We start from the raw sequence: 19,594 nt of genomic DNA, 5'->3' as shown, positions 1-19,594 counted from the left end.
TGTATTTTAAAGAAAGAAGTGCCGATGCGACGCACCGGCACACATTTGTATGCGAAATTTTAAAATTCCGCGATTTATTTGAGTTCGACTTTAGCGCCTGCTTCTTCAAGTTCTTTTTTGGCCTTCTCGGCGTCTTCTTTGTTGAGTCCCTCTTTAAGAACGGACGGAGTAGCCTCGGTAGCGTCTTTGGCTTCTTTTAGACCAAGACCTGTTAGGGCGCGAACAACCTTAATTACGTTGATTTTCTTGTCACCCGCCTCAAGCAATACGACGTCGAATTCTGTTTTTTCTTCAGCCGCTGCCGCACCTGCACCACCTGCACCTGCGCCGCCAGCTACCATAACTGGAGCTGCGCTTACGCCAAATTTTTCCTCAAATTTTTTAACTAGTTCGCTAAGCTCTAGCACCGAACGATTAGAGATATACTCCAAAACCTCTTCATCTGTTGAAATTGCCATTTTATTCTCCTAAATTTTAATTAAGCGCTAGCTTCTTTTTTCTGCTTAAGCGCATTTAAGCCGATCGTAAAATTTTGAATCGGCGCATTCCATACTTGAAGTAACATCGCAATAAGCTCGTCTCTCGAAGGCATCTTCGAAAGCGCTCTAACCTTATCTACGCCGGCTACTTCCCCATCGATATGAGCGGTCTTAAGCTTAAAAATTTCATTTTTCTCTTCAAATTTAGCCGCTACTTTACATACAGAAAGCTGCTCGCCCCATAAGAAGATATTGGTATCTTTAAAGCTAAGTCCGTTTTTTTCGGCATTTTTTAAAGCGATATTGGCTAGGGTATTTTTGATAACCCGAACCTTTACGCCCGCTTCGCGCGCGCTATTTCTAAGATCTTCAAGCTGCTTAACGCTAAGGCCTTTAAAATCGGAAATTACTATAGCTTCGCTAGCCTTGAAAGCCTCGCCAAGCTCCGCTACTATCTTTGATTTTTCGTCTCTCGTCATTAGGTCTCCTTTCCGATCGGTGATTTCAAGCCAAGCGATCGAAATTGTGAAATTTCGACCAATTAAGTTAAAAACCTTGAGCTATCTCCAATCTAAGATAAAAATTTAAAATTTTATTTTAAATCGATTATTTCTTGATTATCCAACGTAACCGCAGGACTCATAGTAAGTGAAAGCGATGCATGAGTTACGTATCTACCCTTCGCAGTCGCTGGCTTATGCTTATTTATGGTTTTGATAAACGTCGTAAGATTGTCTAAAAGCTGCTCTTTGCTAAAGCTCGCCTTGCCAAGGCCTGCGTGGATATTTCCTTGCTTATCGACGCGGAAATTTACCTGTCCACCCTTAGCATTTTTAACGGCCTGAGCGACATCCATAGTAACGGTACCGGTTTTAGGGTTCGGCATAACGCCTTTTGGACCAAGAATACGACCTACCTTACCGACTAGTCCCATTAAATTTGGAGTGGCGATAAGAACGTCGAAATTTATATTTCCCTTTTGAATCTCTTCGATCAGATCATCGGCGCCCACGATATCGGCACCTGCTTCGCTAGCCTCGCTAGCTTTTGCGTCTTTTGCAATCACGGCTACTCGAACGCTCTTGCCAGTACCAGCAGGCAAAACGACCGAGCCGCGCACCATCTGATCGGCATGTCTTGGATCTACGTTTAGTTTAAGAGCGATCTCCACTGTCTCGTCAAATTTAGCAGAAGCTAAAGTTTTTACCGTGCTTACCGCTTCGTCTACACTATAAATTTTATTTACGTCAACTTTTTTTAAAAGTTCGTTGAATCTTTTTGAATTTTTTGGCATATATTTCTCCGCAATTAAAGTGCTACCGCTTTTTTAAACCTTAGCGGTCAAAAGGTCTAGTCAGTGACCGTAATACCCATAGAACGAGCCGAACCCGCTATAATCCTAGCCGCCTGCTCTCTATCTTTGGTATTCAGATCGGCGATCTTTTTCTCGACGATCTCTAAAACTTGAGCCTTAGTTAAGGACGCTACCTTCTTTTTAAGAGGGTTGTCCGAACCCTTATCTATCTTCGCCGCTTTTTTGATCAAATCCGTCGCAGGCGGTTGTTTAGTGATGAAAGTAAAGCTTTTATCGGCATAAACCGTGATGATGACCGGGATATTAAAGCCCGCCATATCTTTGGTTCGTTCGTTAAATGCTTTGCAAAATTCCATAATATTAACGCCCTTTTGACCTAGTGCAGGACCTACCGGCGGGCTTGGATTTGCTTTTGCGGCTGCTATTTGCAGCTTGATTTCGCCAACAACTTTCTTAGCCATAAATTTACTCCTTATAAAATTTAAATAATCTTTTCAACTTGCGAGTATGAAATTTCAATCGGCGTGCTTCGTCCGAAGATCGAAACATTGAGGCGAAGCTTGCCGTGGATCATATCATACTCTTCTACGATGCCGTTGAAATTAGCAAAAGGTCCATCGACGATTCTAACCGTCTCGCCCTCATCGAAATTAATCTTGGGCTTAGGAGCCTCGCGATTATTGATCTTTTCTAGAATTATTTCGATATCTTTTTCCGGTAGCGGAGAGGGCTTTTTAGCCTCGCCGATAAAGCGACTGACCTTAGGTAGCATCTGAATTCTATGCCATAAAGTAGTATCCAGATCTAAATTTGCAAAGCAATACCCAGGATATAAGCTGCGCTCTTTAATGGTTTGCTTTGTATTTTTGACCTCTATAACATCTTCGGTAGGCACTAGCACTTCGCCGATCTTAGCCTCAAGCGCTTCGTCTTGCTTTAGCGCTTCTATCGCGCGCTTTACCGCCATCTCGCTGCCGGCGTAAGTTTGTATCGCATACCATTTATTTGCCATATTGTATCCTTGCTTAAGCCGTTATTAAAGCGGACATAATCAGATCCACTAGCGCTAAAAACAGTGCAATAACTACGACTACGACGACCACAGAGATATATGCTGTTTTAGTCTGATCTTTAGTCGGGAAAATTACCTTATCTAACTCTACTTTTGCTTGTTTATAATACTCTTTTACTTTTTCCATACCCAATCCTCGTGGCAGGGCAAGAGGGATTCGAACCCCCAACCATCGGATTTGGAATCCGGCGCTCTACCGTTGGAGCTATTGCCCTATAACAATTAGCCTTTTAACTTGACTTCTTTATGAAGCGTGTGCTTTTTTAATCTAGGGCAATATTTTTTAAGTTCTAGTTTTTCGGTCGTAGTTTTGCTATTTTTATAAGTAGTATAGTTAATATCGCCACTTTCGGAGCATTTTAATCCGACCTTTACTCTACTTGAATTCTTTGCCATTTAGTTTCCTTGAATAAAAAAGCAAGCGGAATTTTAAAATTCCGCTTGCAAAAAATTAAGCGATGATTTTCGAAACGACGCCTGAGCCTACGGTATGACCGCCTTCGCGAATCGCGAAGCGCGTACCTTGCTCAAGAGCGATCGGAGCGATTAGCTCAACGGTGATTTTAACGTTATCGCCAGGCATTACCATCTCGGTCCCCTCAGGAAGAGTAATCGAACCGGTAACATCTGTCGTACGAACGTAAAACTGCGGTCTATAATTATTAAAGAATGGAGTATGGCGTCCGCCCTCTTCTTTAGTTAGGATATAAACCTCGCCCTCAAATTTAGTATGAGGAGTGATCGATTTTGGTTTGCATAAAACCATACCGCGCTCTACTTCTTCTTTCTTGGTACCGCGCAATAAAACACCTACGTTATCGCCGGCTTCACCTTGATCCATCTCTTTTCTAAACATCTCAACGCCGGTAACGGTAGTAGTTTGAGTAGGTTTAATACCTACGATCTCGATAGTATCGCCAACTTTAACGATACCTTTTTCGATTCTACCAGTTACAACGGTGCCGCGACCGGAAATCGAGAAAATATCTTCGATCGGAAGAAGGAAGTCTTTGTCGGTATCGCGAACAGGAGTTGGGATATAGCTATCAACGGCATCCATAAGCTCCATAATCTTTGCAGACCACTCACCATCTTGTCCGGCTTTAGCCTCTTCAAGAGCCTTAAGCGCAGAACCTTTAATGATCGGAGTCTCGTCGCCAGGGAATTTATACTCTTTAAGAAGATCTCTAACTTCCTCTTCGACTAGCTCTAAAAGATCCGGATCATCAACCATGTCGGTTTTATTTAAGAAAACTACGATATATGGAACGCCTACCTGGCGAGAAAGTAAGATGTGCTCGCGAGTTTGAGGCATAGGACCATCTGCGGCGGAAACAACTAAAATAGCGCCGTCCATCTGAGCCGCACCGGTAATCATATTTTTTACGTAGTCGGCGTGACCAGGGCAGTCAACGTGAGCATAGTGACGCTTCTCGGTCTCATATTCGATGTGAGACGTAGCGATAGTAATACCGCGCTCTTTTTCCTCTGGAGCGTTATCGATATTGTCGTAGTCTTTTAGCTCGGCTAGACCCTTCCTGGAAAGAACAGCAGAAATAGCAGCTGTCAAAGTAGTCTTACCATGGTCAACGTGACCGATGGTACCAATGTTTACGTGTGGCTTGTTACGATTAAATTTTTCTTTAGCCATCATATCCTCCGTTATTGATTTGTGGATTACACAACAAACTAAGCGACTCTATTTTATGGAGCTCATAGCGGGACTTGAACCCGCGACCTCTTCCTTACCAAGGAAGTGCTCTACCTCTGAGCCATATGAGCCTAAACTCAGGCAAAGAGAAATCGCTACCAATACCCAACAATGCGACCAAAATTTAGATTATGTAAGCATATAAAAGCAGTTAAGTTTTACAGCTCCCAGTAAACCTAAATGGTGGAGCGGGAAACGGGGCTCGAACCCGCGACCCTCAGCTTGGAAGGCTGATGCTCTAGCCAACTGAGCTAATCCCGCATCAAAAATTCATGGTGGTGAGACGTGGATTCGAACCACGGAAGGCAAAGCCAGCAGATTTACAGTCTGCCCTCGTTGGCCACTTGAGTATCTCACCCTTTGATGAAATCTGGTCAAACACTGTTACAAAAAATGGAGCTGGTGGACGGGATCGAACCGCCGACCCACTGCTTACAAGGCAGTAGCTCTACCAGCTGAGCTACACCAGCATTTTGAAATTGAAGTGGCAATTATAACCGAAAAATCCCCAATTGTCAAGGCTAAAACAGCCTATTTTAAAATTTCATAAAATTTCTGCTATAATGCGCGCAATTTTAAATTTTAAGGAATTTTATATGAAAATCGTACCTTGGATCATAATAGTTTTTATGATTTATTTGATTTATTATTTTATCTCCCGCTCGGAAAAGCGTCTAAATACCCTTGAAAAGCGCTTAAATAAAATAGAAGAAAACTTAAGCGAGATAAAAAAAGCTACCGAAGCCAACAGGCTTTTGATCGAAGAAGCAAAGCTAGACTCTGAAGATGACGCAAAAGAGCAAGAATAAAATTAAATTTAAATCCATGATCTCGCTAGCTTAGCCTTTTTACCAAATATCTCGTGCTAAAAATTGTGAGTATATTTTATGCATACTTTGACATTTTTGAAAGAAATTTTGCCCCAACGTCAAAACCACAAAGCGCAAGAAGCCCATGCGTAACTAATTTGAAATTTTACGAAATTTAAAATTCGCGCTTTAAGCCTGCTGCGCCAAGCAAATCCGCGCAAATCAATAAATCAAAATTCCAGCCATTAGCCGCAAATTCCATAGAACTTCAAATAATGCCACGTAAAATTAAAATTCTGCCAAAATCCATCTTACAATTCAACTCCTTAAAATTTTGCGCAAATCCCTCAGCTAAAATTCTAAACTACAAAATTTTAGTATTTAAAATCATATTGCTCAATCCCACCGCAGCAGCAAAGCCTATGGGTTCGCACCGCACGCCACTTCAGGCTGATATATCCGAAAGCTTAAAAGCGTAGACCACAACCTCTGCAAGCTAATGATAAAATTTCATCATAATTTTTAAAAATCAAAATTTAAAAAGCACAGAATTTTACCCCAGGATTTGAATTGAGTAAAAAGACGGCGAAATGCAGGAGCTTCTAAAACGCAAAATTTATCCATTGGAATTTTCCTCGCCCACAAGCGCTTCAGCGATGAGTTCCAGCGGATTTACGCACCTCATCTGCGAGCCACTTAAAGAAAGCGAGTTATTTAGCTGCATCCTGCACGCGCTGCACTCGGCAGAAACTACGCGCACGGGTAGATCCGCCATTGCGCGCGCCTTAGCTAATCCTGCTTCACGCGCGAGCTCGTAGCGCTCGGTTTGCATCGTCACGCCGCCAAATCCGCAGCATTTATTAGGCTCATCCATCTCGGTTATTTCGTAGTTTTGAGCGAGCAAGCCGCGCGGTTCTTTCCAAATACCCTGCATTTTGCGGGCATGGCACGGATCGTGATAAGTAATCGCTAAAGCCCTTTTGCCGCGGCGCATCAAAAGATCACTTAAGTTTGTAAATTTATAAAAGTATTCGCTCGCCATAAAAATTTTACTCGCAAGCTTTTGCGCACGGGCTTTCCATTGCGGCTCGTTTTCAAAAAAATGCGCGTAATCCACCCGCAGCATTGCAGAGCACGTAGCCTCGGGCACTATAATCGCATCAAGAGCAGGCAGAGCTTTTTCGAAATATGCTATATTAAATTTTGCCACGCGTTCAACCGCTGCAAAATCTCCCGTAAAATACGCAGGGGCGCCGCAACAGGCTTGTTCCTTCATTAAATTTACGTTTAGCTTTAGCGCTCGCGCGATATGTAGAACCGCCTCGCCTACGCCCGTGTAAGCGTAGTTTGCCATGCAGCCTATAAAAATTCCGATAGTTTTTTCGCCGCCGTTGTCGATAAGCTCTGCGTGCGAGTTCATAAAGCTCTTTTTCGCAGGAGCAGGCAACAAGCGCTCTTTTTTAAGTAGTGGTAAGCCAAATCTAGGCGACATAGAGCTTTGCGTATCTTTTCGCATCTTAAAGCCACAGCTAAGAAACACGTATCCAAGCGCTGCTGCTAGATCCAGCGCTTTGCGGTGCCCGAGCAGCCAAAACGCAGCTTTTTTGTACCACGCGATGCCAAATTTTTCCGCAATGCGCGCGCGAACATTCTCGATTGCCGTATCTATGGGCAAAGACTCACCGCAAATATCTACGCAGTTGGTGCATAAAAAGCAGCTCTCAAAAATTTTCTTAGCGTTTTTATCAAGCTTTAGATCATTCCTGCCGTAAGCGCCCAAAAGATCCACGAATCCGCGTGGGCTCGTTACTTCATCGCCGTTAATGCCATGAACCGTGCAGATTTGGATACATTTACCACATTTTACGCAGCGCTCGCTAAGTGCCGCAAAATCGAACGCTCCAAGCTTTGCCCTACTCATAGCCGCGCCGCTTAAACGGTTTTAGAAAAGCGCTTCTCGCCCAAATTTTTAACCATATACTCATCAAAGCACATCGCGATATTGCGGATCAAAAGCGTGCCGGTGGGCGTTACGGAAATTCTATTCGGCGAGACTTGCACGAAATCCTTTAGCGCCTCAAGCTGCTTTAAGCTCGCGCCGAAATGCTCGAAAAATTTTATCTTAAATTTCTCCTCGATCGCCTCTATATCGACGCAAAAATTACTCATCAGCCCCATAATCACCTCTTTGCGCAGCAGATCCTCTTCATTTAGCAAAACGCCCCTGTAATACGGCAGTCTGCCCGCATCGATCGCGGCCTCGTAAGCGTCCATATCTTTGAAATTTTGCGCGTAGTGGCGCGCGCCCTCGCCGATGCTAGTTAACCCGATGCCGATCAGATCGGCGCCGCCCTTGGTCGTATAGCCCTGGAAATTGCGGTGCAGCGAGCCGTTTTTAAGTGCAGTATGAAGCTCGTCCGCGGGCTTTGAGTAGTGATCCATACCGATCATCTCATATCCGTTCGTGCTCAAAAAATCGTGCGTAAATTTTAAAATTTCAAGCTTCACTTTAGGCTCCGGCAAGGTCGTTTCATCAAATTTACGCATAGATTTTTTGATCCACGGCACGTGCGCATAGTTAAAGATTGCAAAGCGGTCCGGATCAAGCGAAAGCGCAAGCTCCAGCGTGCGCTTAAAGCTAGCTAGGCTCTGATACGGAAGACCGTAGATCAGATCCATATTTATCGATTTTATCCCCCTCTCGCGCGCCATGGCTATGACGTCCCTCGTAAGCTCGAAAGGCTGGATGCGGTGGATCTCCTTTTGTACGCGCTCGTCGAAGTCCTGCACGCCGTAGCTTATGCGGTTAAAGCCGTTTGAAACGAGCACGTCAAGCTGCTCGGCGTTCAAAAATCGCGGATCGATCTCGCAGCTGATCTCGGCTTCGGGGCTGAAATTTTTAAAATATTTTTTGATATTTTTTATGTGGCGCGCGAGCTGTTCGGCGCTAAAATACGTAGGCGTGCCGCCGCCGAAGTGCATCTGCACGACCTGGCGCGAGCCGTCCACGACGCCGCTTAAAATTTGCATTTCACGCTCGATATAGTCCAAATACCGATCCATCTTGTCGCGCTTGCCCGTGTAGATTACGTTGCAGCCGCAAAAATAACAGGCGGAGCGGCAAAACGGCATGTGAAAGTAAAGCGACAGCGGCGTGGAGCTTTTCTGATTTTTCAGCTCGTTCAAATACCCGTCGTAACTGAAGTTTTCGCTAAATTCCAAAGCGGTCGGATAGCTCGTGTAGCGGGGCCCCGGGCGCGAAAATTTCGCGTAAGCGTCGAAATCTATGCTATTCACGGCCGCCCGCCTTGGTTTTGATAAGCTCTTCGATGTCGATGAAAAGGTTTGGATGCAGGCTTTTTACGCGCGAGACGACGGCATCGACGTCTAAGCTTAATCTTTTCGCACTCGGATCTGCGCCCGTAAGCCTTCTGATCTCGTCCATACACACGATCCACGCGTCGCCGAAATCCACTGGCGTATGCTGCAAGATCGAGCGCTCAAGCTTGAGATTAAAATTTTCCTGCATCGCGTTTTTGGTCGCGGCGATAAGATTCGCAAGCGATTTTATCGAGATCATCGTGTGCACTTCGTTATTTTCGTCGATGCCGAACCACGGCTCCTCGTCGCTCCACGAGCCGCTTTTTAGCGTGAGTTTTTTCTCGTTGTCCTCGCCCTGCGAAATTTCAAAAACCGTCCTTTTCGAGCTATCCAGCCCAAAAAATTCGCTCGCTTTGTCGATCTTTTTTAGCGCCTTATCTTTTTCTTCCATGCGTTCTCCTAAATTTATCTTTTTTGATCCAGCCAGACCATGACGCCCTTTTGCGCGTGCAGGCGATTTTCCGCCTCTGCAAAAATTTCATCCGCGTGCGCTTCAAACACGGCCTCGCTCACCTCATATCCGCGGTACGCCGGCAGGCAGTGCAAAAAGATCGCGTTTTTTTCAGCCAGAGTCATTAAGCTTTCGTCCATGCAAAAGCCCGCAAAATCGCGAATTCTTTGCTCCTTTTCAGCTTCTTGCCCCATCGAGACCCAAGTATCGGTCGTCACGACGTTTGCGCCCGCTACCGCCTCTTTTATATCGTTCGTTATTAAAATTTTAGCCCCTGAAATTTTAGCATTTTCTTGCGCCTGCGCCAGTATCTGCGGATCAGCCTCGTAGCCCACGGGCGTCGCTACTCGCAGCTCAAAGCCAAGCTTGCTGGCAAGCATCAGCCACGAGTGAGCCATGTTGTTGCCGTCGCCCACGTACGCGGCTTTTATTTTTGGAATTTCAATACCGCACTCCACGATCGTCATCAGATCCGCCATTAGCTGCACAGGATGAAATTTATCGCTTAGCCCGTTTATCACCGGCACGCGGCTAAATTCCGCAAGCTCTATGAGCGTCTCGTGGCGATTTACGCGCGCCATGATCAGATCGCACATTCGCGAAATCACGCGTGCAGTGTCTTTGATAGGCTCGCCGCGCCCGAGCTGGATGTCGCGACTGCTCAAAAATAGCGCGTGTCCGCCTAGCTCGTTCATCCCCACATCGAAGCTCACGCGCGTCCTAGTCGAGCTTTTTTCAAATATCATCGCTAATTTTTGATCTTTCAAATATGGCTTAAAATTTCGCGCTTTGGCTTCTTTCTTTATCTCAAACGCTAAATTTAAAATCTCGATTATCTCGTCTTTGCTAAAATTGTTTAACGTAAGAAAGTGCCTCATATCGCTCCTTTATCTTTTATAAATTTACTAAAAAATTCTTTTAAATCGCCTTTCGTCATATCGCCCGCAGCCACCTTTACGACTACGTCTTCCATCGCCGCATAAAATTCCTCGTCGTCCAAAACTATAGAATTCACCGATAAAAACATATCGGCTAGCAAAATCGCCGTCCTTTTATTGCCGTCGATGAAAGGATGAAATTTTATGCACGAATGCGTCAAATGCACGAGTTTATCCGACATAGTAGGATAATACAGATCGTTTTTTATATTCTGCAACGCGGAAGATAAATAGCCAAGCGAAGTTTTATTATAACCTTTGCTTCCGCCTATTTTTTCTAGCATTTTATCGTGGATGAGAATAGCCTGATGCAGCGTTAAATATTTCATTTGTCTTTTTCATTTATCCTTTAATCGCTCAAAAACGGCCCTATTGCTCGGCTTATCCAGTTTCGCAATAACGGCGCTCGAAAGCTCGTCGAAATTCTCTATGCACTCATCCCCGTTTACGGGTAAAATTTTAGCTTCAAATTTCATCTTTTTTGCCAGCTTCATCACCGCATCCAAGACGGCTTCCATTTCGTTACTTTTAATCTCTAGTGCTATCTTATTCATCGCTAGCCCCTGTTTAAAATTTCCGCGATCTCTTTGGCGTGATAGGTGATGATCATATCAGCACCCGCGCGCCTTATGCCTATCATCGTCTCCATCATCACGCGTTCATAATCGATCACGCCCGCCTTCTTGCCCGCCTGCAAAAGCGCATATTCGCCGCTTACGTTATACGCGCAAATCGGCAGCAACGTGCGCTCTCGCAGGTCTCTGATTAGATCCAGATACGCAAGCGCGGGCTTTATCATCAAGATATCCGCTCCCTGCGCCTCGTCCTGCAGACTTTCGTTGATCGCCTCAAATCTATTTGCGGGATCCATCTGGTAGCTGCTGCGATCGCCGAAACTCGGCGCGCTCTCCGCCACGTCGCGAAACGGCCCGTAGTAGCCGCTGGCAAACTTGCTCGAATACGCCATAATCGGTAAATTTTCAAATCCGCCGTGATCGAGCGCCTCTCGCAAGGTAGCGATAATGCCGTCCATCATGCCGCTTGGAGCGATCATATCCGCGCCCGCTTTGGCGTGGATGAGCGCCTGCTGCGCCGAAATTTCAAGCGTCGCGTCGTTATCCACCGTCTGATGAACGTGATCGATGATGCCGCAATGCCCGTGGTCGGTGTATTCGCAAAAGCACAGATCGGTGATTACTAATAAATTTGGAAATTTAGCCTTTATCGCGCGCAGCGAAGTCGCGATGATGCCGTCCTCGCTTAGCGCGTCCGAGCCGATGCTGTCCTTTAGCGAAGGAATTCCAAAAAGTAAAATTTTATCCAAACCAAGCGATGTGAGAATTTCACACTCTTTTAAAATTTCATCCAAGCTCATCTGAAATACGCCCGGCATCGAGGCGATCTCCTTTTTGATGCCGCTTCCTTCCACCACAAAAAGCGGATAGATTAGAAAGCGGGTTTGCAGATCTGTTTGTCGCACCAGATCCCTAAGTGCGGGGTTTATTCGTAGTCTCCTAAATCGTTTAAACATTATTTTTCCTTTTTTAGCTAGAATTGTAAGATTTATAATATCACAATCGGAGTAAATTTAAGCATGGATATAAAAATTTCAGAGGTCGCAAATCTCCCCTCCCGCTTCGGAAGCTTCCGCGTTCAGTCGTTTAAGCAAGGCGAGAAAGAGCATCTAGTGATATTTAAGCAACCTTTGGAGGGCGTCGTAAACGTGCGGATCCACTCGGAGTGCCTTACCGGCGATGCGATCGGCAGCCTAAAGTGCGACTGCGGCGAACAGCTCGAAGCGAGCCTAAAATATATCGAAGAGCATGGCGGCATGGTGATCTATCTGCGTCAAGAGGGGCGCAATATCGGACTTTTTAATAAAATCAACGCCTACGCGCTGCAAGACCGGGGCCTCGATACGATCGAAGCAAACCATCAGCTCGGCTTCAAGGCAGACGAGCGCACCTACGAGATCGTGGATTTCATACTCGCTCATTTTGGAATTTCGCGCATAAATCTGCTTACGAACAACCCGCAAAAGCTGCACGATCTAAAAGTCGAAGTGGTCGCGCGCGTGCCGATAATCATCACGCCTAATAAATTTAACGAAAACTATCTGCGCGTCAAAAAAGAGCAGATGGGGCATCTGCTGTGAAGCTTGCGCCCGGCGAGAGCTTTAACGAGCAGGTGGCTAAATTTAAAGCCTGTCTGCAAAAATTTAACCGCGTCCATAGCCTCACGAATTACGACGATTTGGACGCGGTGGTACGCGACAGTCTAAGCGGAGCGAATTTCATACCGCGCTATCCGCGCATCGCGTGCGACATCGGCTCGGGAGCGGGCTTTCCAGGGCTATTTTTGGCGCTCGCGCTGCCGCTGTGCGAGTGGCATCTGTTTGAGCCCAACCAGAAAAAAGCGGCGTTTCTAACCTATGCAAAGGTTAGCCTTGCTCTAGCTAACGTAAAAATCCACGCTGAGCGCGTGCAAGACGGCGCAAAGCTGCGCACCGATCTGATAAGCTCGCGAGCGCTGATGAGTGCGCGAAGCTTAATTGAAATTTGCCGCGGCTTTTACGACGAAAACACGACGTTTTTGCTCTACAAAGGCTCGGGCGCAGAGGCGGAAGCGGAGGAATTCCGCAAGGAATTTACGAGCGCACGCTGCGAAATTTTTAGCGGCGAAAACGCTTTGAAAAATAGAAATTTTTTAGTGATCAAAGGGGTAAAATAATGGGAAAAATTCTAGCCGTCGCCGTTATCGCGGCGCTCATATATTTTTTGATAGTGCCTAGATTTCGCATAAAGAAAAAGGACGATGCGACCGAGCTTTTGGCGTGCGACGAGTGCGGGACGTACTTTAGCAACGACGAGCTTGCCCTGCGCGATAAAAAGCGCCTTTGCAAATCCTGCGAAGCCAAACTAAGGGGCGGCAAATGATCATCCTAGGCCACGCGCTCGTGCCATACGAGCCGCTGTATCTCATCAAAAACGGCGACGAAGTTTTCAAATACGACAATCTGCTCTTTAAATTTAACGACAAACTCATCGCCGCGGCGCAAAAGGCGCAGAAAAAATTTAGCGTTATTACGAACGATATAAATGAAATTTTACTCGCAAATGGCGCAGGCGCGCGCTTCATCATCGTGGATAAAAAATCCGCCGCGGCCGCACAAAAGCTAGCAAACGATTATCTTTTCGACGCCAAGATCGCGATGTTTATCGGCTCTGCGCGGGCGTTAAAAAACTTAGCCGAGCTCGGCATCGACGCGGCGATCTTTAAAGACGCGATCGCAAACGCGCCCAAATCGCTACTTGCAAGCATCGGAGATAGCGTAGGTTCGAAATTTCACTTCGGGCTTCCGAAAAAAGATGAAATTTTTGACGGCGCGCAAAAGCTCGCGGATAAAATTTCGGCTCTGGATAAAAAGCTAAGCGCGCCCTCAGCCAGCAAAAAAGACGATATTTGGAAAAAATAGCAAAATCCTAAGCGAATTTGTTCGCGAGGGGGCGCAAAATTCTATGACTCACACAAAATTAAAATTCCGCGCGAAATTTTGCCTAACCACGCAGCTTGGAATTTCACGCGAGATTTCGCCTGCTTACGCAGATCGGAATTCTACGCGGAATTTTGCCCTCTTTCGCAAACTAGAATTCTGTGCGAAATCTCACGTGTCCTCTGCAAAATTTTCTCGCTTACTCAATTGAAAATTTTACCCGCTCGGATAGATTCGGATAGATTTAAATTTTACGTAGAATTTCGCCTGTCTTCGAGGCAAGAAATTTAAAATAGGATTTTATCCTCCCGCGCGATGCGAAATTCTACTAAATTTTCTACGCGCGATATAAAATCTACGTAAATTTTACTCGCGCGATTAGCGTAAATAAAATTCCGCCTCTGCCTACGCTTCATAGAATTTTGTAAAATTTTACTCACAGAGATGATATAAATTCCTAGCCATTATTTTAAAATTTACTCGCGTTTTAGCTACTTTTATATGCACGGTAAGGATTTTTTAAAGCTAAAATTTTATATAATTATGCGTTTCAAAAAGGCATATTTTGAGTACTAAATTCTTTCTAGCGATCCTTGCGATAGGCGTTATAATGGGGCTTTGCGCGGGGCTCTTAAACTTCGGCATCAACGAAATTGAAACTTTTGCTTTCGGGCATAATGATGAGGAATTTCACATTATCACGGAGCAAACCACTGCGCTTAGGCGCTTTCTTAGCGTCCTCGCAGCCGGCGCAATCGTAACTATAATTAGAATTCTGCTAATAAGGCTAAAACCCTTTTTAAACGTAGCCTCGATGATGGATGGGCGAAATCCGCCGTTTTGGCAAAATTTAATCCACTCGGTTTTGCAGCTTGCAGCCATCGCCATGGGCGCACCGGTAGGCAGTGAGGCTGCTCCGCGCGAGCTGGGCGGCTTGTTTGCGGCTAAAATCTGCCGCGCCTTAAATATCGACGGAGATGAGCTTCGGCTATTTGTCGCATGCGGCGCGGGAGCGGGACTGGGCGCTGCATATAACGTCCCGCTAGCGGGCGCGCTTTTTAGCCTAGAAATTTTACTCAAAAGCTTTGATACTCGAGCGATTTTGTGCGCCTTTGCTACAAGTGCGGTGGCCACAGCTACAGCGGAATTCGGAGCTTCAAAAGAAATTTATTACGCAGTTTCGAACTTCGCCCCTACCCCGCAGAATTTACTCGCAGCGGCTCTAATCGGGCTTGTCACGGGAGTCGCAGCAAAATACTTTCAAGACGGAGTGCGCTTGTGCGAAAAGCTGCGCATAAAAAGCCTTAAAATCGCACTTACACTGCCGCTTGCGTTTTTACTTACCGCGGCGGTCGGCGCATACGTGCCTGAAATTTTAGGCAATGGACGCTCTGCAGCGCAGTTTGCTTTCAACTCCGCATCCTTCAGCCCGTATTTGCTTGCGATCTTGCTTTGCAAGGCATTTTGCATTTTGATGATCTTTCGCTGCGGCGGATATGGCGGCACGCTCACGCCGAGTTTCGCGCTGGGCGCAGTTTTGGGGCTATGCGTTGGATTTGCGATCGGCGAAATTCTACCTATCAGCCTAAGCGCAGCGGGGGTTTGCGGAGGGGCTGCCTTTTTAGCGATCAACCTAAACGCGCCGCTTTGCGCCTTTGCCCTAAGCGCGGGATTTTGCGGGCTAAATCTCAACTCATATTCGGTCGTCGTTTTTAGCATCGTATGCGCCGTGATCGCTAGAAATTTACTGACGAAAAATTTAGCGTAGTCGCAGCGCTGATAATTCATACGCTGCAAACATGAATCGATGGGCGCGGCGATGATGGTCCAAGGACCTGCTGTCGCGCATAGACTGAGCGCAGTAGGTCGCATCATTGGGCTAGGGCGGAGCCGTAAGGATATGCATCTAAGCTGATCGTTGGTAAATTTAAGATAAAATTTTGCCACTTTAACCAAAGGAGAAAACAATGGGTTTACTTTCATTCGTAGCCGAAGCAGGCAAGAAACTACTAGGTCTAGGCGATGACGCCAAGCACGTAAAAGACGAGATCGCCACCAATCTCAGCTCTACGCCGGTAGAAGGGCTAGAGGTCGAGGTGCAGGGCGACACCGTCAAAATCAGCGGCAACGCCGATAAGGAAACTCTTGAAAAAGCAGCCCTCATCGCGGGCAATACCGCAGGCATCAAAAACGTGCAGATCGAGGGCATTAGAGAGGATAGCGCCGAAAACTACTACACCATCGTAAAGGGCGATAACCTATCTAAAATCGCGAAGAAATTCTACGGCGACGCGAACAAATACAAGATTATTTTCGACGCCAACCGCGAGGTTATCAAGGACGCGAACCTCATCTATCCAGGGCAGAAGATCAGAATTCCAAAAGCTTAAGCTTGCTTTTGAATGCTGCGGCTTGATTTTGCAAACCGCGAATTTTACTTTTGCGAGCATTGCGCTGCGTTTATGCGAACTGCGTTTTATAAACCTGCGACGCAGCGCGATTTTGGCGAGCTAAATTTTACTAGTTAGCGAGGCGCCGCGTTTTACGTTTTAAGAGGCGTGGTTTTACGGGCCGTACGACGGCGGATAGTGGATTATCCGCCGCACTTGCTGCGCGCTGCCATCCTATTTGAGAACATATAAAACGCTTTGAAATTCTATTTATAAAGAGCTAAATTTGGATAAATTTAAAATCAGCGCTACGCTAAAAAAGACCGAAACTAGGGATTACGACAAATATCCGATAATCATCAAAGACAACGCGATAGAGATGATAAAGCTATATCTGCCGATTGTATTCATCTTAGATGTGTTGTTGCATTTTGCACCATATAGGCCGCCGCGTCCAGGAGAGTTAAATGAACGGCTAAAAGAGCTGGGAACCTGCTATATTAAATTTAAGAATTCCGCGATAGAGTATTTTTCTACGAAGAAGAATTTGATCTTATTTGAGATAGAGCTATCAAACATAGCGGAGATTAAGCGAACCTTCGGGCCTTCCTCCGAATTTCAATCATCAATTCCTACAAAAAAACTTATACTTAGCATCATTATAATTTATTTTGTTTTGATGTCCGCCGTTTTTTACTTCAAAGGCTACGCGATCGCTCCGTTCGTAGTGCCGATAGCGTTTGGCCTGGGCATACTTCCGCTCCTGATTTTTAGATTAATAAACGGGTTGGGGCTCGGATTAGATATACTCGGCAGCGACAGTTTGATCATTTTTGATAAACATTTTATTATCGATGCCTCGATTTTAACGAGTAAGCAATACAAAGAATTAAAAATCTATTTTTTGCTAAAGACCGGGAAGAATTTAGACAAAATTCGGCCGCAAATTTTTATATAAATCAAAGGAGTAAGTAATGGCGACACAAAGTAAAAATAGATTAGGCTATGCGAAAAAACCATTACGAGAGATCAAAATTTCATAAAAAGAATGTAAAGTAATGGAAATTTCTAATAACTCAGAGACTACGACAAAGAGCCGTTGGTCATAAACGGCTATGAAAAATTTTTTGCGATCGCTTGGTATTTGGTATTGTTATTTTCAGTCTTAACGATAGCTATAATAAAGGATTTTATGGAATGCGGATCTTTATGTTCGCCAAAAGGCGTAGTTATGAATTTGGTAATGTTAGGGATTCTTATTGCGATATGTATCTTTAAGTTAATTCGCAGCAAGCAACAAATAAGGTTTACGGATAGATATATAGAATTTATCGAAAACGGCGTCGTTAAGAGATTTTGCAAAGTAGAATTCGACGAACTGCGAAGGAGCTTTTCGATTGACGTATTTATTAGCTCAAAAATTTCGCGGAATATCTGCAATTTATCTCTTACGATAATGGGGCTCATAGCTTTAAAATGGGAACTTTTAGAGATAATATTTTTTATCTACCTATGGGGGTTTTTCTTAAATTTTATATTTTATCTATCGATGAATAAAAACCTTAAGGGTTTTAGTGCTATGCCGTTTATAGGGGTCGCCGAATATACAACTAACCCCGGATATCACAATATTTTACCAAGATACTATCTTATCTATATCTACAATGATAAAATTTACAACGATATCAAAGAGTATTTTTTGCAGAAAAATATAGATATCGACTACATCAAAAAGAATTATCTGTTCGCCTAAAACTATAAAGCTGCAAGTATAAGCCTAGACGATCGAAGCTCGGTTTGCCGCAAAAATCTATAAATTTTATCTAACCAAACTCGCTCGTCTAAATCCAAATCCTCACGTTCAGTTTTAAAATTTTAACGATACTCAGAAAGCTTAGAATTTCACTCTTTATCTCGCTTGCGGGATCGCGGCGCAGCACGCTTTCATAGACGCTAGGCTCGAAATTATCGCGCCCGGTGTGCACGAAAATATGGATCCGCCGCTCTCTGATGCTCGCCCAGATCTGCGCCCCGAGCGCGTCGCCCACCGCCAAAAATCGCTCCATAAATGCAGGCGTCAGCACGTACATCGCGTTTTGCGGCTCATCGCTTAGCACCTTGTAGCGCGCGGCAAACTCCACGTTATCCATCGCAACGGGCTTTAGGCCTACGTGCTGTTTGTTTTGTATCTCGCGCGGATAGATGAAAACGGGCGCGATGATGCGTTTGTTAAATTCCGCTACGAAAAATGCTCCCACGAGCTCGTGCTGCAAATTTTGATGAAAAAAGCTCACGTCACTAAACTCGAAGCTCACCCCCTGCCACGCGCCGCCTACGCGGTCATTGCCGCGCAGATTTTCGATAAACTCGAACAGATCGCTTTGCACCACGCGCCAAAACGGCACGCTGCCGTAGGAGACGTATTCGTAGCCGAGCTCGCGCACGAAAGGCGCCAGATAGTGCTGCTTGTAACTTTGGCGGTATCGCCCGGTAAAGATATCTTGTGCGCTTCTTACGCCGAGCGCATAAAGCCGCGCCGCTAGCCACACCGCAAGCGCAAGCGCAGCCAAGCCTATCAGCGCCTGCGGCAAGGCTGCGGAGTATTTGAAGATCAAAAACGAGATCGCGACTGCGCCGAATTTCAAAATATTTTCCGTGCCGATGAGATCCTTTTGCCAGCCGTTTAAGTGCACCTCGCGCAGGCTCACGGCGAGCGAGGCGACCGCCAGCAACACGAGCATCGTCGCGCTAAAGCTCTGCACGCCCTGCCTGCGCGCGAAATACGCGATGACGCCGAATACCGCAAACAGGGCGATCGTGCTTACGACGATGATGAACTTTAGCTGTTCCACGTGCTTTTTGGCGTCCAGTCGCAGACGCTCCAAATCGTAAATAGTCAAAATTTCGCCTTTTTTAAAATTTGCCCGCAATTTTAGCGAAATTCTAGGGATTTTGGAATTTCAAAGCTCACTCGTCTGCACATAAGGCGGATTTTTATATGAATTTCGCACAGCGCCCTAAATTTAAGGATAAATTTAAAACTCTAAGCTTAAAATTCCGTCGTAGCGGAACGGCGCGCAGAAGCGGAATTTCTCATAAAAGCGGCGCCAAATTTCGGCACGTGGAAGTTAAATTCCAAGGCATAAATTTGCTAGGTAGAATTTTCAAGGCTCGATGCAAAGCGTTATTGGTGCGAGACTTGAGATCGGTATAAATTTGCTACGTAGAATTTAAAAGCGGGATTTTCTAGCTAAATTTTTAAAAGCAAATTTCAGCAAAATTTCACGACGCGGAATTTCAAATTAAAATTTTGCAAATTAAAATTCCGCAAAGCAAAATTTAAAGCAAAATCTTGCGCTAAAAACGCCGCTGCACATAAATCAAATCATGGAGCAAAAATGAGATATATTTTCGGGCCCGTCGCCTCGCGTAGGTTCGGGCGCAGCCTCGGCATCGACCTGAGCCCGCAGCGCAAGCAGTGCAACTTCAACTGCGTCTATTGCGAGCTGGGCGCGGGCAAGCCGGTAAGCGCGATGAGCGAGCCCTGTGAGATCG

The 19,594-nt window shown here is 45.5% G+C and carries 26 protein-coding genes, 5 tRNA genes and 1 pseudogene; 10 read left to right on the top strand and 22 right to left on the bottom strand.

Annotation, left to right across the window (positions count from 1 at the left end):
* Positions 1–74: 74 nt before the first annotated feature.
* From rplL to Q0238_RS03405, 13 genes are all read right to left on the bottom strand, one after another.
* Positions 75–458, bottom strand: a complete 384-nt coding sequence (gene rplL, locus Q0238_RS03465) for a 50S ribosomal protein L7/L12 (protein WP_297942929.1) — start codon at positions 456–458, stop codon at positions 75–77.
* A gap of 20 nt (positions 459–478) precedes the next feature.
* Positions 479–958: a 50S ribosomal protein L10 gene (rplJ, locus tag Q0238_RS03460; protein WP_295152864.1), complete on the bottom strand. Its 480-nt coding sequence runs from the start codon at positions 956–958 to the stop codon at positions 479–481.
* 113 nt (positions 959–1,071) lie between these two features.
* Complete coding sequence (gene rplA / locus Q0238_RS03455; RefSeq protein ID WP_291939398.1) at positions 1,072–1,773, bottom strand: 50S ribosomal protein L1; 702 nt, start codon at positions 1,771–1,773, stop codon at positions 1,072–1,074.
* A gap of 56 nt (positions 1,774–1,829) precedes the next feature.
* Positions 1,830–2,255 carry a 50S ribosomal protein L11 gene (gene rplK, locus Q0238_RS03450; protein ID WP_005872629.1) on the bottom strand — a complete coding sequence of 142 codons (426 nt, stop codon included), beginning with the start codon at positions 2,253–2,255 and terminating at the stop codon, positions 1,830–1,832.
* 20 nt (positions 2,256–2,275) lie between these two features.
* Positions 2,276–2,806 carry a transcription termination/antitermination protein NusG gene (nusG, locus tag Q0238_RS03445; protein WP_291939405.1) on the bottom strand — a complete coding sequence of 177 codons (531 nt, stop codon included), beginning with the start codon at positions 2,804–2,806 and terminating at the stop codon, positions 2,276–2,278.
* Between the two features lie 13 nt (positions 2,807–2,819).
* Entirely contained in the window at positions 2,820–2,993 is a 174-nt protein-coding gene (gene secE / locus Q0238_RS03440) for a preprotein translocase subunit SecE (protein WP_005872632.1), read from the bottom strand.
* Between the two features lie 12 nt (positions 2,994–3,005).
* Positions 3,006–3,081: transfer RNA gene (locus tag Q0238_RS03435), tRNA-Trp, on the bottom strand.
* 7 nt (positions 3,082–3,088) lie between these two features.
* The gene (gene rpmG, locus Q0238_RS03430; RefSeq protein WP_005872634.1) at positions 3,089–3,262 is read right to left on the bottom strand and encodes a 50S ribosomal protein L33; all 174 of its coding nucleotides are present in this window, start codon (positions 3,260–3,262) and stop codon (positions 3,089–3,091) included.
* 55 nt (positions 3,263–3,317) lie between these two features.
* Complete coding sequence (tuf, locus tag Q0238_RS03425) at positions 3,318–4,517, bottom strand: elongation factor Tu (protein WP_040304280.1); 1,200 nt, start codon at positions 4,515–4,517, stop codon at positions 3,318–3,320.
* 56 nt (positions 4,518–4,573) lie between these two features.
* A tRNA-Thr gene (locus Q0238_RS03420) sits at positions 4,574–4,648 on the bottom strand.
* A 113-nt stretch (positions 4,649–4,761) separates the two neighbouring features.
* A tRNA-Gly gene (locus tag Q0238_RS03415) sits at positions 4,762–4,838 on the bottom strand.
* Between the two features lie 12 nt (positions 4,839–4,850).
* Positions 4,851–4,935 (bottom strand) — tRNA-Tyr (locus Q0238_RS03410).
* Positions 4,936–4,971: 36 nt separating this feature from the next.
* A tRNA-Thr gene (locus Q0238_RS03405) sits at positions 4,972–5,047 on the bottom strand.
* Between the two features lie 126 nt (positions 5,048–5,173).
* Between Q0238_RS03405 and Q0238_RS03400 the strand changes: the two genes are divergently transcribed.
* Positions 5,174–5,386 carry a hypothetical protein gene (locus Q0238_RS03400; RefSeq protein WP_297882846.1) on the top strand — a complete coding sequence of 71 codons (213 nt, stop codon included), beginning with the start codon at positions 5,174–5,176 and terminating at the stop codon, positions 5,384–5,386.
* 616 nt (positions 5,387–6,002) lie between these two features.
* On the opposite strand, the gene Q0238_RS03395 is transcribed toward Q0238_RS03400, so the two are convergent.
* From Q0238_RS03395 to hemB, 7 genes are read right to left on the bottom strand one after another with little or no spacing between them, the layout of a single operon-like run.
* Positions 6,003–7,307 (bottom strand): (Fe-S)-binding protein, encoded by a 1,305-nt coding sequence (locus Q0238_RS03395; RefSeq protein WP_297942927.1) that lies wholly within the window; start codon positions 7,305–7,307, stop codon positions 6,003–6,005.
* An 11-nt stretch (positions 7,308–7,318) separates the two neighbouring features.
* On the bottom strand, positions 7,319–8,683 hold the full coding sequence (gene hemN / locus Q0238_RS03390) for an oxygen-independent coproporphyrinogen III oxidase (RefSeq protein ID WP_297942925.1): 1,365 nt from the start codon (positions 8,681–8,683) through the stop codon (positions 7,319–7,321).
* Positions 8,676–9,158 (bottom strand): DUF2603 domain-containing protein, encoded by a 483-nt coding sequence (locus Q0238_RS03385; RefSeq protein WP_297895436.1) that lies wholly within the window; start codon positions 9,156–9,158, stop codon positions 8,676–8,678. Before Q0238_RS03385 ends, hemN begins: the two co-directional genes overlap by 8 nt.
* A gap of 14 nt (positions 9,159–9,172) precedes the next feature.
* Positions 9,173–10,096 carry an ornithine carbamoyltransferase gene (gene argF, locus Q0238_RS03380; protein ID WP_297942923.1) on the bottom strand — a complete coding sequence of 308 codons (924 nt, stop codon included), beginning with the start codon at positions 10,094–10,096 and terminating at the stop codon, positions 9,173–9,175.
* Positions 10,093–10,485: a type II toxin-antitoxin system death-on-curing family toxin gene (locus tag Q0238_RS03375; RefSeq protein WP_297942921.1), complete on the bottom strand. Its 393-nt coding sequence runs from the start codon at positions 10,483–10,485 to the stop codon at positions 10,093–10,095. Before Q0238_RS03375 ends, argF begins: the two co-directional genes overlap by 4 nt.
* A 9-nt stretch (positions 10,486–10,494) precedes the next feature.
* Complete coding sequence (locus Q0238_RS03370) at positions 10,495–10,710, bottom strand: hypothetical protein (RefSeq protein WP_297942919.1); 216 nt, start codon at positions 10,708–10,710, stop codon at positions 10,495–10,497.
* Between the two features lie 2 nt (positions 10,711–10,712).
* Positions 10,713–11,687 (bottom strand): porphobilinogen synthase, encoded by a 975-nt coding sequence (hemB, locus tag Q0238_RS03365; protein WP_297942917.1) that lies wholly within the window; start codon positions 11,685–11,687, stop codon positions 10,713–10,715.
* A 63-nt stretch (positions 11,688–11,750) separates the two neighbouring features.
* Between hemB and ribA the strand changes: the two genes are divergently transcribed.
* The 4 genes from ribA to Q0238_RS03345 are packed head-to-tail and all read left to right on the top strand — an operon-like array spanning position 11,751 to position 13,631.
* Positions 11,751–12,311 carry a GTP cyclohydrolase II gene (gene ribA / locus Q0238_RS03360; protein WP_297942915.1) on the top strand — a complete coding sequence of 187 codons (561 nt, stop codon included), beginning with the start codon at positions 11,751–11,753 and terminating at the stop codon, positions 12,309–12,311.
* Positions 12,308–12,886, top strand: coding sequence for a 16S rRNA (guanine(527)-N(7))-methyltransferase RsmG (gene rsmG / locus Q0238_RS03355; RefSeq protein WP_297942913.1), 579 nt, complete (start codon positions 12,308–12,310; stop codon positions 12,884–12,886). The genes ribA and rsmG overlap by 4 nt, the downstream gene beginning before the upstream one ends.
* Positions 12,886–13,092: a hypothetical protein gene (locus tag Q0238_RS03350; RefSeq protein WP_295153197.1), complete on the top strand. Its 207-nt coding sequence runs from the start codon at positions 12,886–12,888 to the stop codon at positions 13,090–13,092. Before rsmG ends, Q0238_RS03350 begins: the two co-directional genes overlap by 1 nt.
* Positions 13,089–13,631, top strand: coding sequence for a hypothetical protein (locus tag Q0238_RS03345; protein ID WP_297942911.1), 543 nt, complete (start codon positions 13,089–13,091; stop codon positions 13,629–13,631). The genes Q0238_RS03350 and Q0238_RS03345 overlap by 4 nt, the downstream gene beginning before the upstream one ends.
* 305 nt (positions 13,632–13,936) lie before the next feature.
* Here Q0238_RS03345 and Q0238_RS03340 read toward each other — a convergent pair whose 3' ends face one another.
* Entirely contained in the window at positions 13,937–14,089 is a 153-nt protein-coding gene (locus Q0238_RS03340) for a hypothetical protein (RefSeq protein ID WP_297942909.1), read from the bottom strand.
* 125 nt (positions 14,090–14,214) lie between these two features.
* Between Q0238_RS03340 and Q0238_RS03335 the strand changes: the two genes are divergently transcribed.
* The 4 genes from Q0238_RS03335 to Q0238_RS03320 all read left to right on the top strand — a co-directional run bounded on the left by Q0238_RS03335 (position 14,215) and on the right by Q0238_RS03320 (position 17,792).
* Positions 14,215–15,417 carry a chloride channel protein gene (locus Q0238_RS03335; protein WP_297942907.1) on the top strand — a complete coding sequence of 401 codons (1,203 nt, stop codon included), beginning with the start codon at positions 14,215–14,217 and terminating at the stop codon, positions 15,415–15,417.
* Positions 15,418–15,616: 199 nt separating this feature from the next.
* Positions 15,617–16,039, top strand: a complete 423-nt coding sequence (gene lysM, locus Q0238_RS03330; protein WP_291939442.1) for a peptidoglycan-binding protein LysM — start codon at positions 15,617–15,619, stop codon at positions 16,037–16,039.
* A gap of 286 nt (positions 16,040–16,325) precedes the next feature.
* Entirely contained in the window at positions 16,326–16,997 is a 672-nt protein-coding gene (locus tag Q0238_RS03325; RefSeq protein WP_297942905.1) for a hypothetical protein, read from the top strand.
* Between the two features lie 273 nt (positions 16,998–17,270).
* Positions 17,271–17,792 carry a hypothetical protein gene (locus tag Q0238_RS03320; RefSeq protein ID WP_297942903.1) on the top strand — a complete coding sequence of 174 codons (522 nt, stop codon included), beginning with the start codon at positions 17,271–17,273 and terminating at the stop codon, positions 17,790–17,792.
* An 88-nt stretch (positions 17,793–17,880) separates the two neighbouring features.
* Here Q0238_RS03320 and Q0238_RS03315 read toward each other — a convergent pair whose 3' ends face one another.
* On the bottom strand, positions 17,881–18,939 hold the full coding sequence (locus Q0238_RS03315; RefSeq protein WP_297942901.1) for a DUF3137 domain-containing protein: 1,059 nt from the start codon (positions 18,937–18,939) through the stop codon (positions 17,881–17,883).
* Positions 18,940–19,437: 498 nt separating this feature from the next.
* Between Q0238_RS03315 and Q0238_RS03310 the strand changes: the two are divergent.
* Positions 19,438–19,594, top strand: a pseudogene (locus tag Q0238_RS03310) (radical SAM protein); the annotation flags it as partial.

Origin of the sequence: uncultured Campylobacter sp., assembly GCF_938045775.1 — a bacterium.
In the GTDB taxonomy this organism is placed as follows: Bacteria; Campylobacterota; Campylobacteria; order Campylobacterales; family Campylobacteraceae; genus Campylobacter_B.
Note: the sequence above shows the minus strand (reverse complement) of the source record. Positions and strands in the feature narration are given on the sequence as shown.

Bases quoted from the DNA above. Each gene is read 5' to 3' on its own strand.
- lysM (WP_291939442.1), top strand. From the start codon at position 15,617: ATGGGTTTACTTTCATTCGTAGCCGAAGCAGGCAAGAAACTACTAGGT.
- Q0238_RS03395 (WP_297942927.1), bottom strand. From the start codon at position 7,307: ATGAGTAGGGCAAAGCTTGGAGCGTTCGATTTTGCGGCACTTAGCGAG.
- Q0238_RS03320 (WP_297942903.1), top strand. From the start codon at position 17,271: ATGAATTTGGTAATGTTAGGGATTCTTATTGCGATATGTATCTTTAAG.
- rplJ (WP_295152864.1), bottom strand. From the start codon at position 958: ATGACGAGAGACGAAAAATCAAAGATAGTAGCGGAGCTTGGCGAGGCT.
- rplL (WP_297942929.1), bottom strand. From the start codon at position 458: ATGGCAATTTCAACAGATGAAGAGGTTTTGGAGTATATCTCTAATCGT.
- rpmG (WP_005872634.1), bottom strand. From the start codon at position 3,262: ATGGCAAAGAATTCAAGTAGAGTAAAGGTCGGATTAAAATGCTCCGAA.
- nusG (WP_291939405.1), bottom strand. From the start codon at position 2,806: ATGGCAAATAAATGGTATGCGATACAAACTTACGCCGGCAGCGAGATG.
- hemB (WP_297942917.1), bottom strand. From the start codon at position 11,687: ATGTTTAAACGATTTAGGAGACTACGAATAAACCCCGCACTTAGGGAT.
- secE (WP_005872632.1), bottom strand. From the start codon at position 2,993: ATGGAAAAAGTAAAAGAGTATTATAAACAAGCAAAAGTAGAGTTAGAT.
- ribA (WP_297942915.1), top strand. From the start codon at position 11,751: ATGGATATAAAAATTTCAGAGGTCGCAAATCTCCCCTCCCGCTTCGGA.
- tuf (WP_040304280.1), bottom strand. From the start codon at position 4,517: ATGGCTAAAGAAAAATTTAATCGTAACAAGCCACACGTAAACATTGGT.
- Q0238_RS03385 (WP_297895436.1), bottom strand. From the start codon at position 9,158: ATGGAAGAAAAAGATAAGGCGCTAAAAAAGATCGACAAAGCGAGCGAA.
- Q0238_RS03375 (WP_297942921.1), bottom strand. From the start codon at position 10,485: ATGAAATATTTAACGCTGCATCAGGCTATTCTCATCCACGATAAAATG.
- Q0238_RS03350 (WP_295153197.1), top strand. From the start codon at position 12,886: ATGGGAAAAATTCTAGCCGTCGCCGTTATCGCGGCGCTCATATATTTT.
- Q0238_RS03400 (WP_297882846.1), top strand. From the start codon at position 5,174: ATGAAAATCGTACCTTGGATCATAATAGTTTTTATGATTTATTTGATT.
- rplA (WP_291939398.1), bottom strand. From the start codon at position 1,773: ATGCCAAAAAATTCAAAAAGATTCAACGAACTTTTAAAAAAAGTTGAC.
- argF (WP_297942923.1), bottom strand. From the start codon at position 10,096: ATGAGGCACTTTCTTACGTTAAACAATTTTAGCAAAGACGAGATAATC.
- Q0238_RS03370 (WP_297942919.1), bottom strand. From the start codon at position 10,710: ATGAATAAGATAGCACTAGAGATTAAAAGTAACGAAATGGAAGCCGTC.
- rplK (WP_005872629.1), bottom strand. From the start codon at position 2,255: ATGGCTAAGAAAGTTGTTGGCGAAATCAAGCTGCAAATAGCAGCCGCA.
- Q0238_RS03345 (WP_297942911.1), top strand. From the start codon at position 13,089: ATGATCATCCTAGGCCACGCGCTCGTGCCATACGAGCCGCTGTATCTC.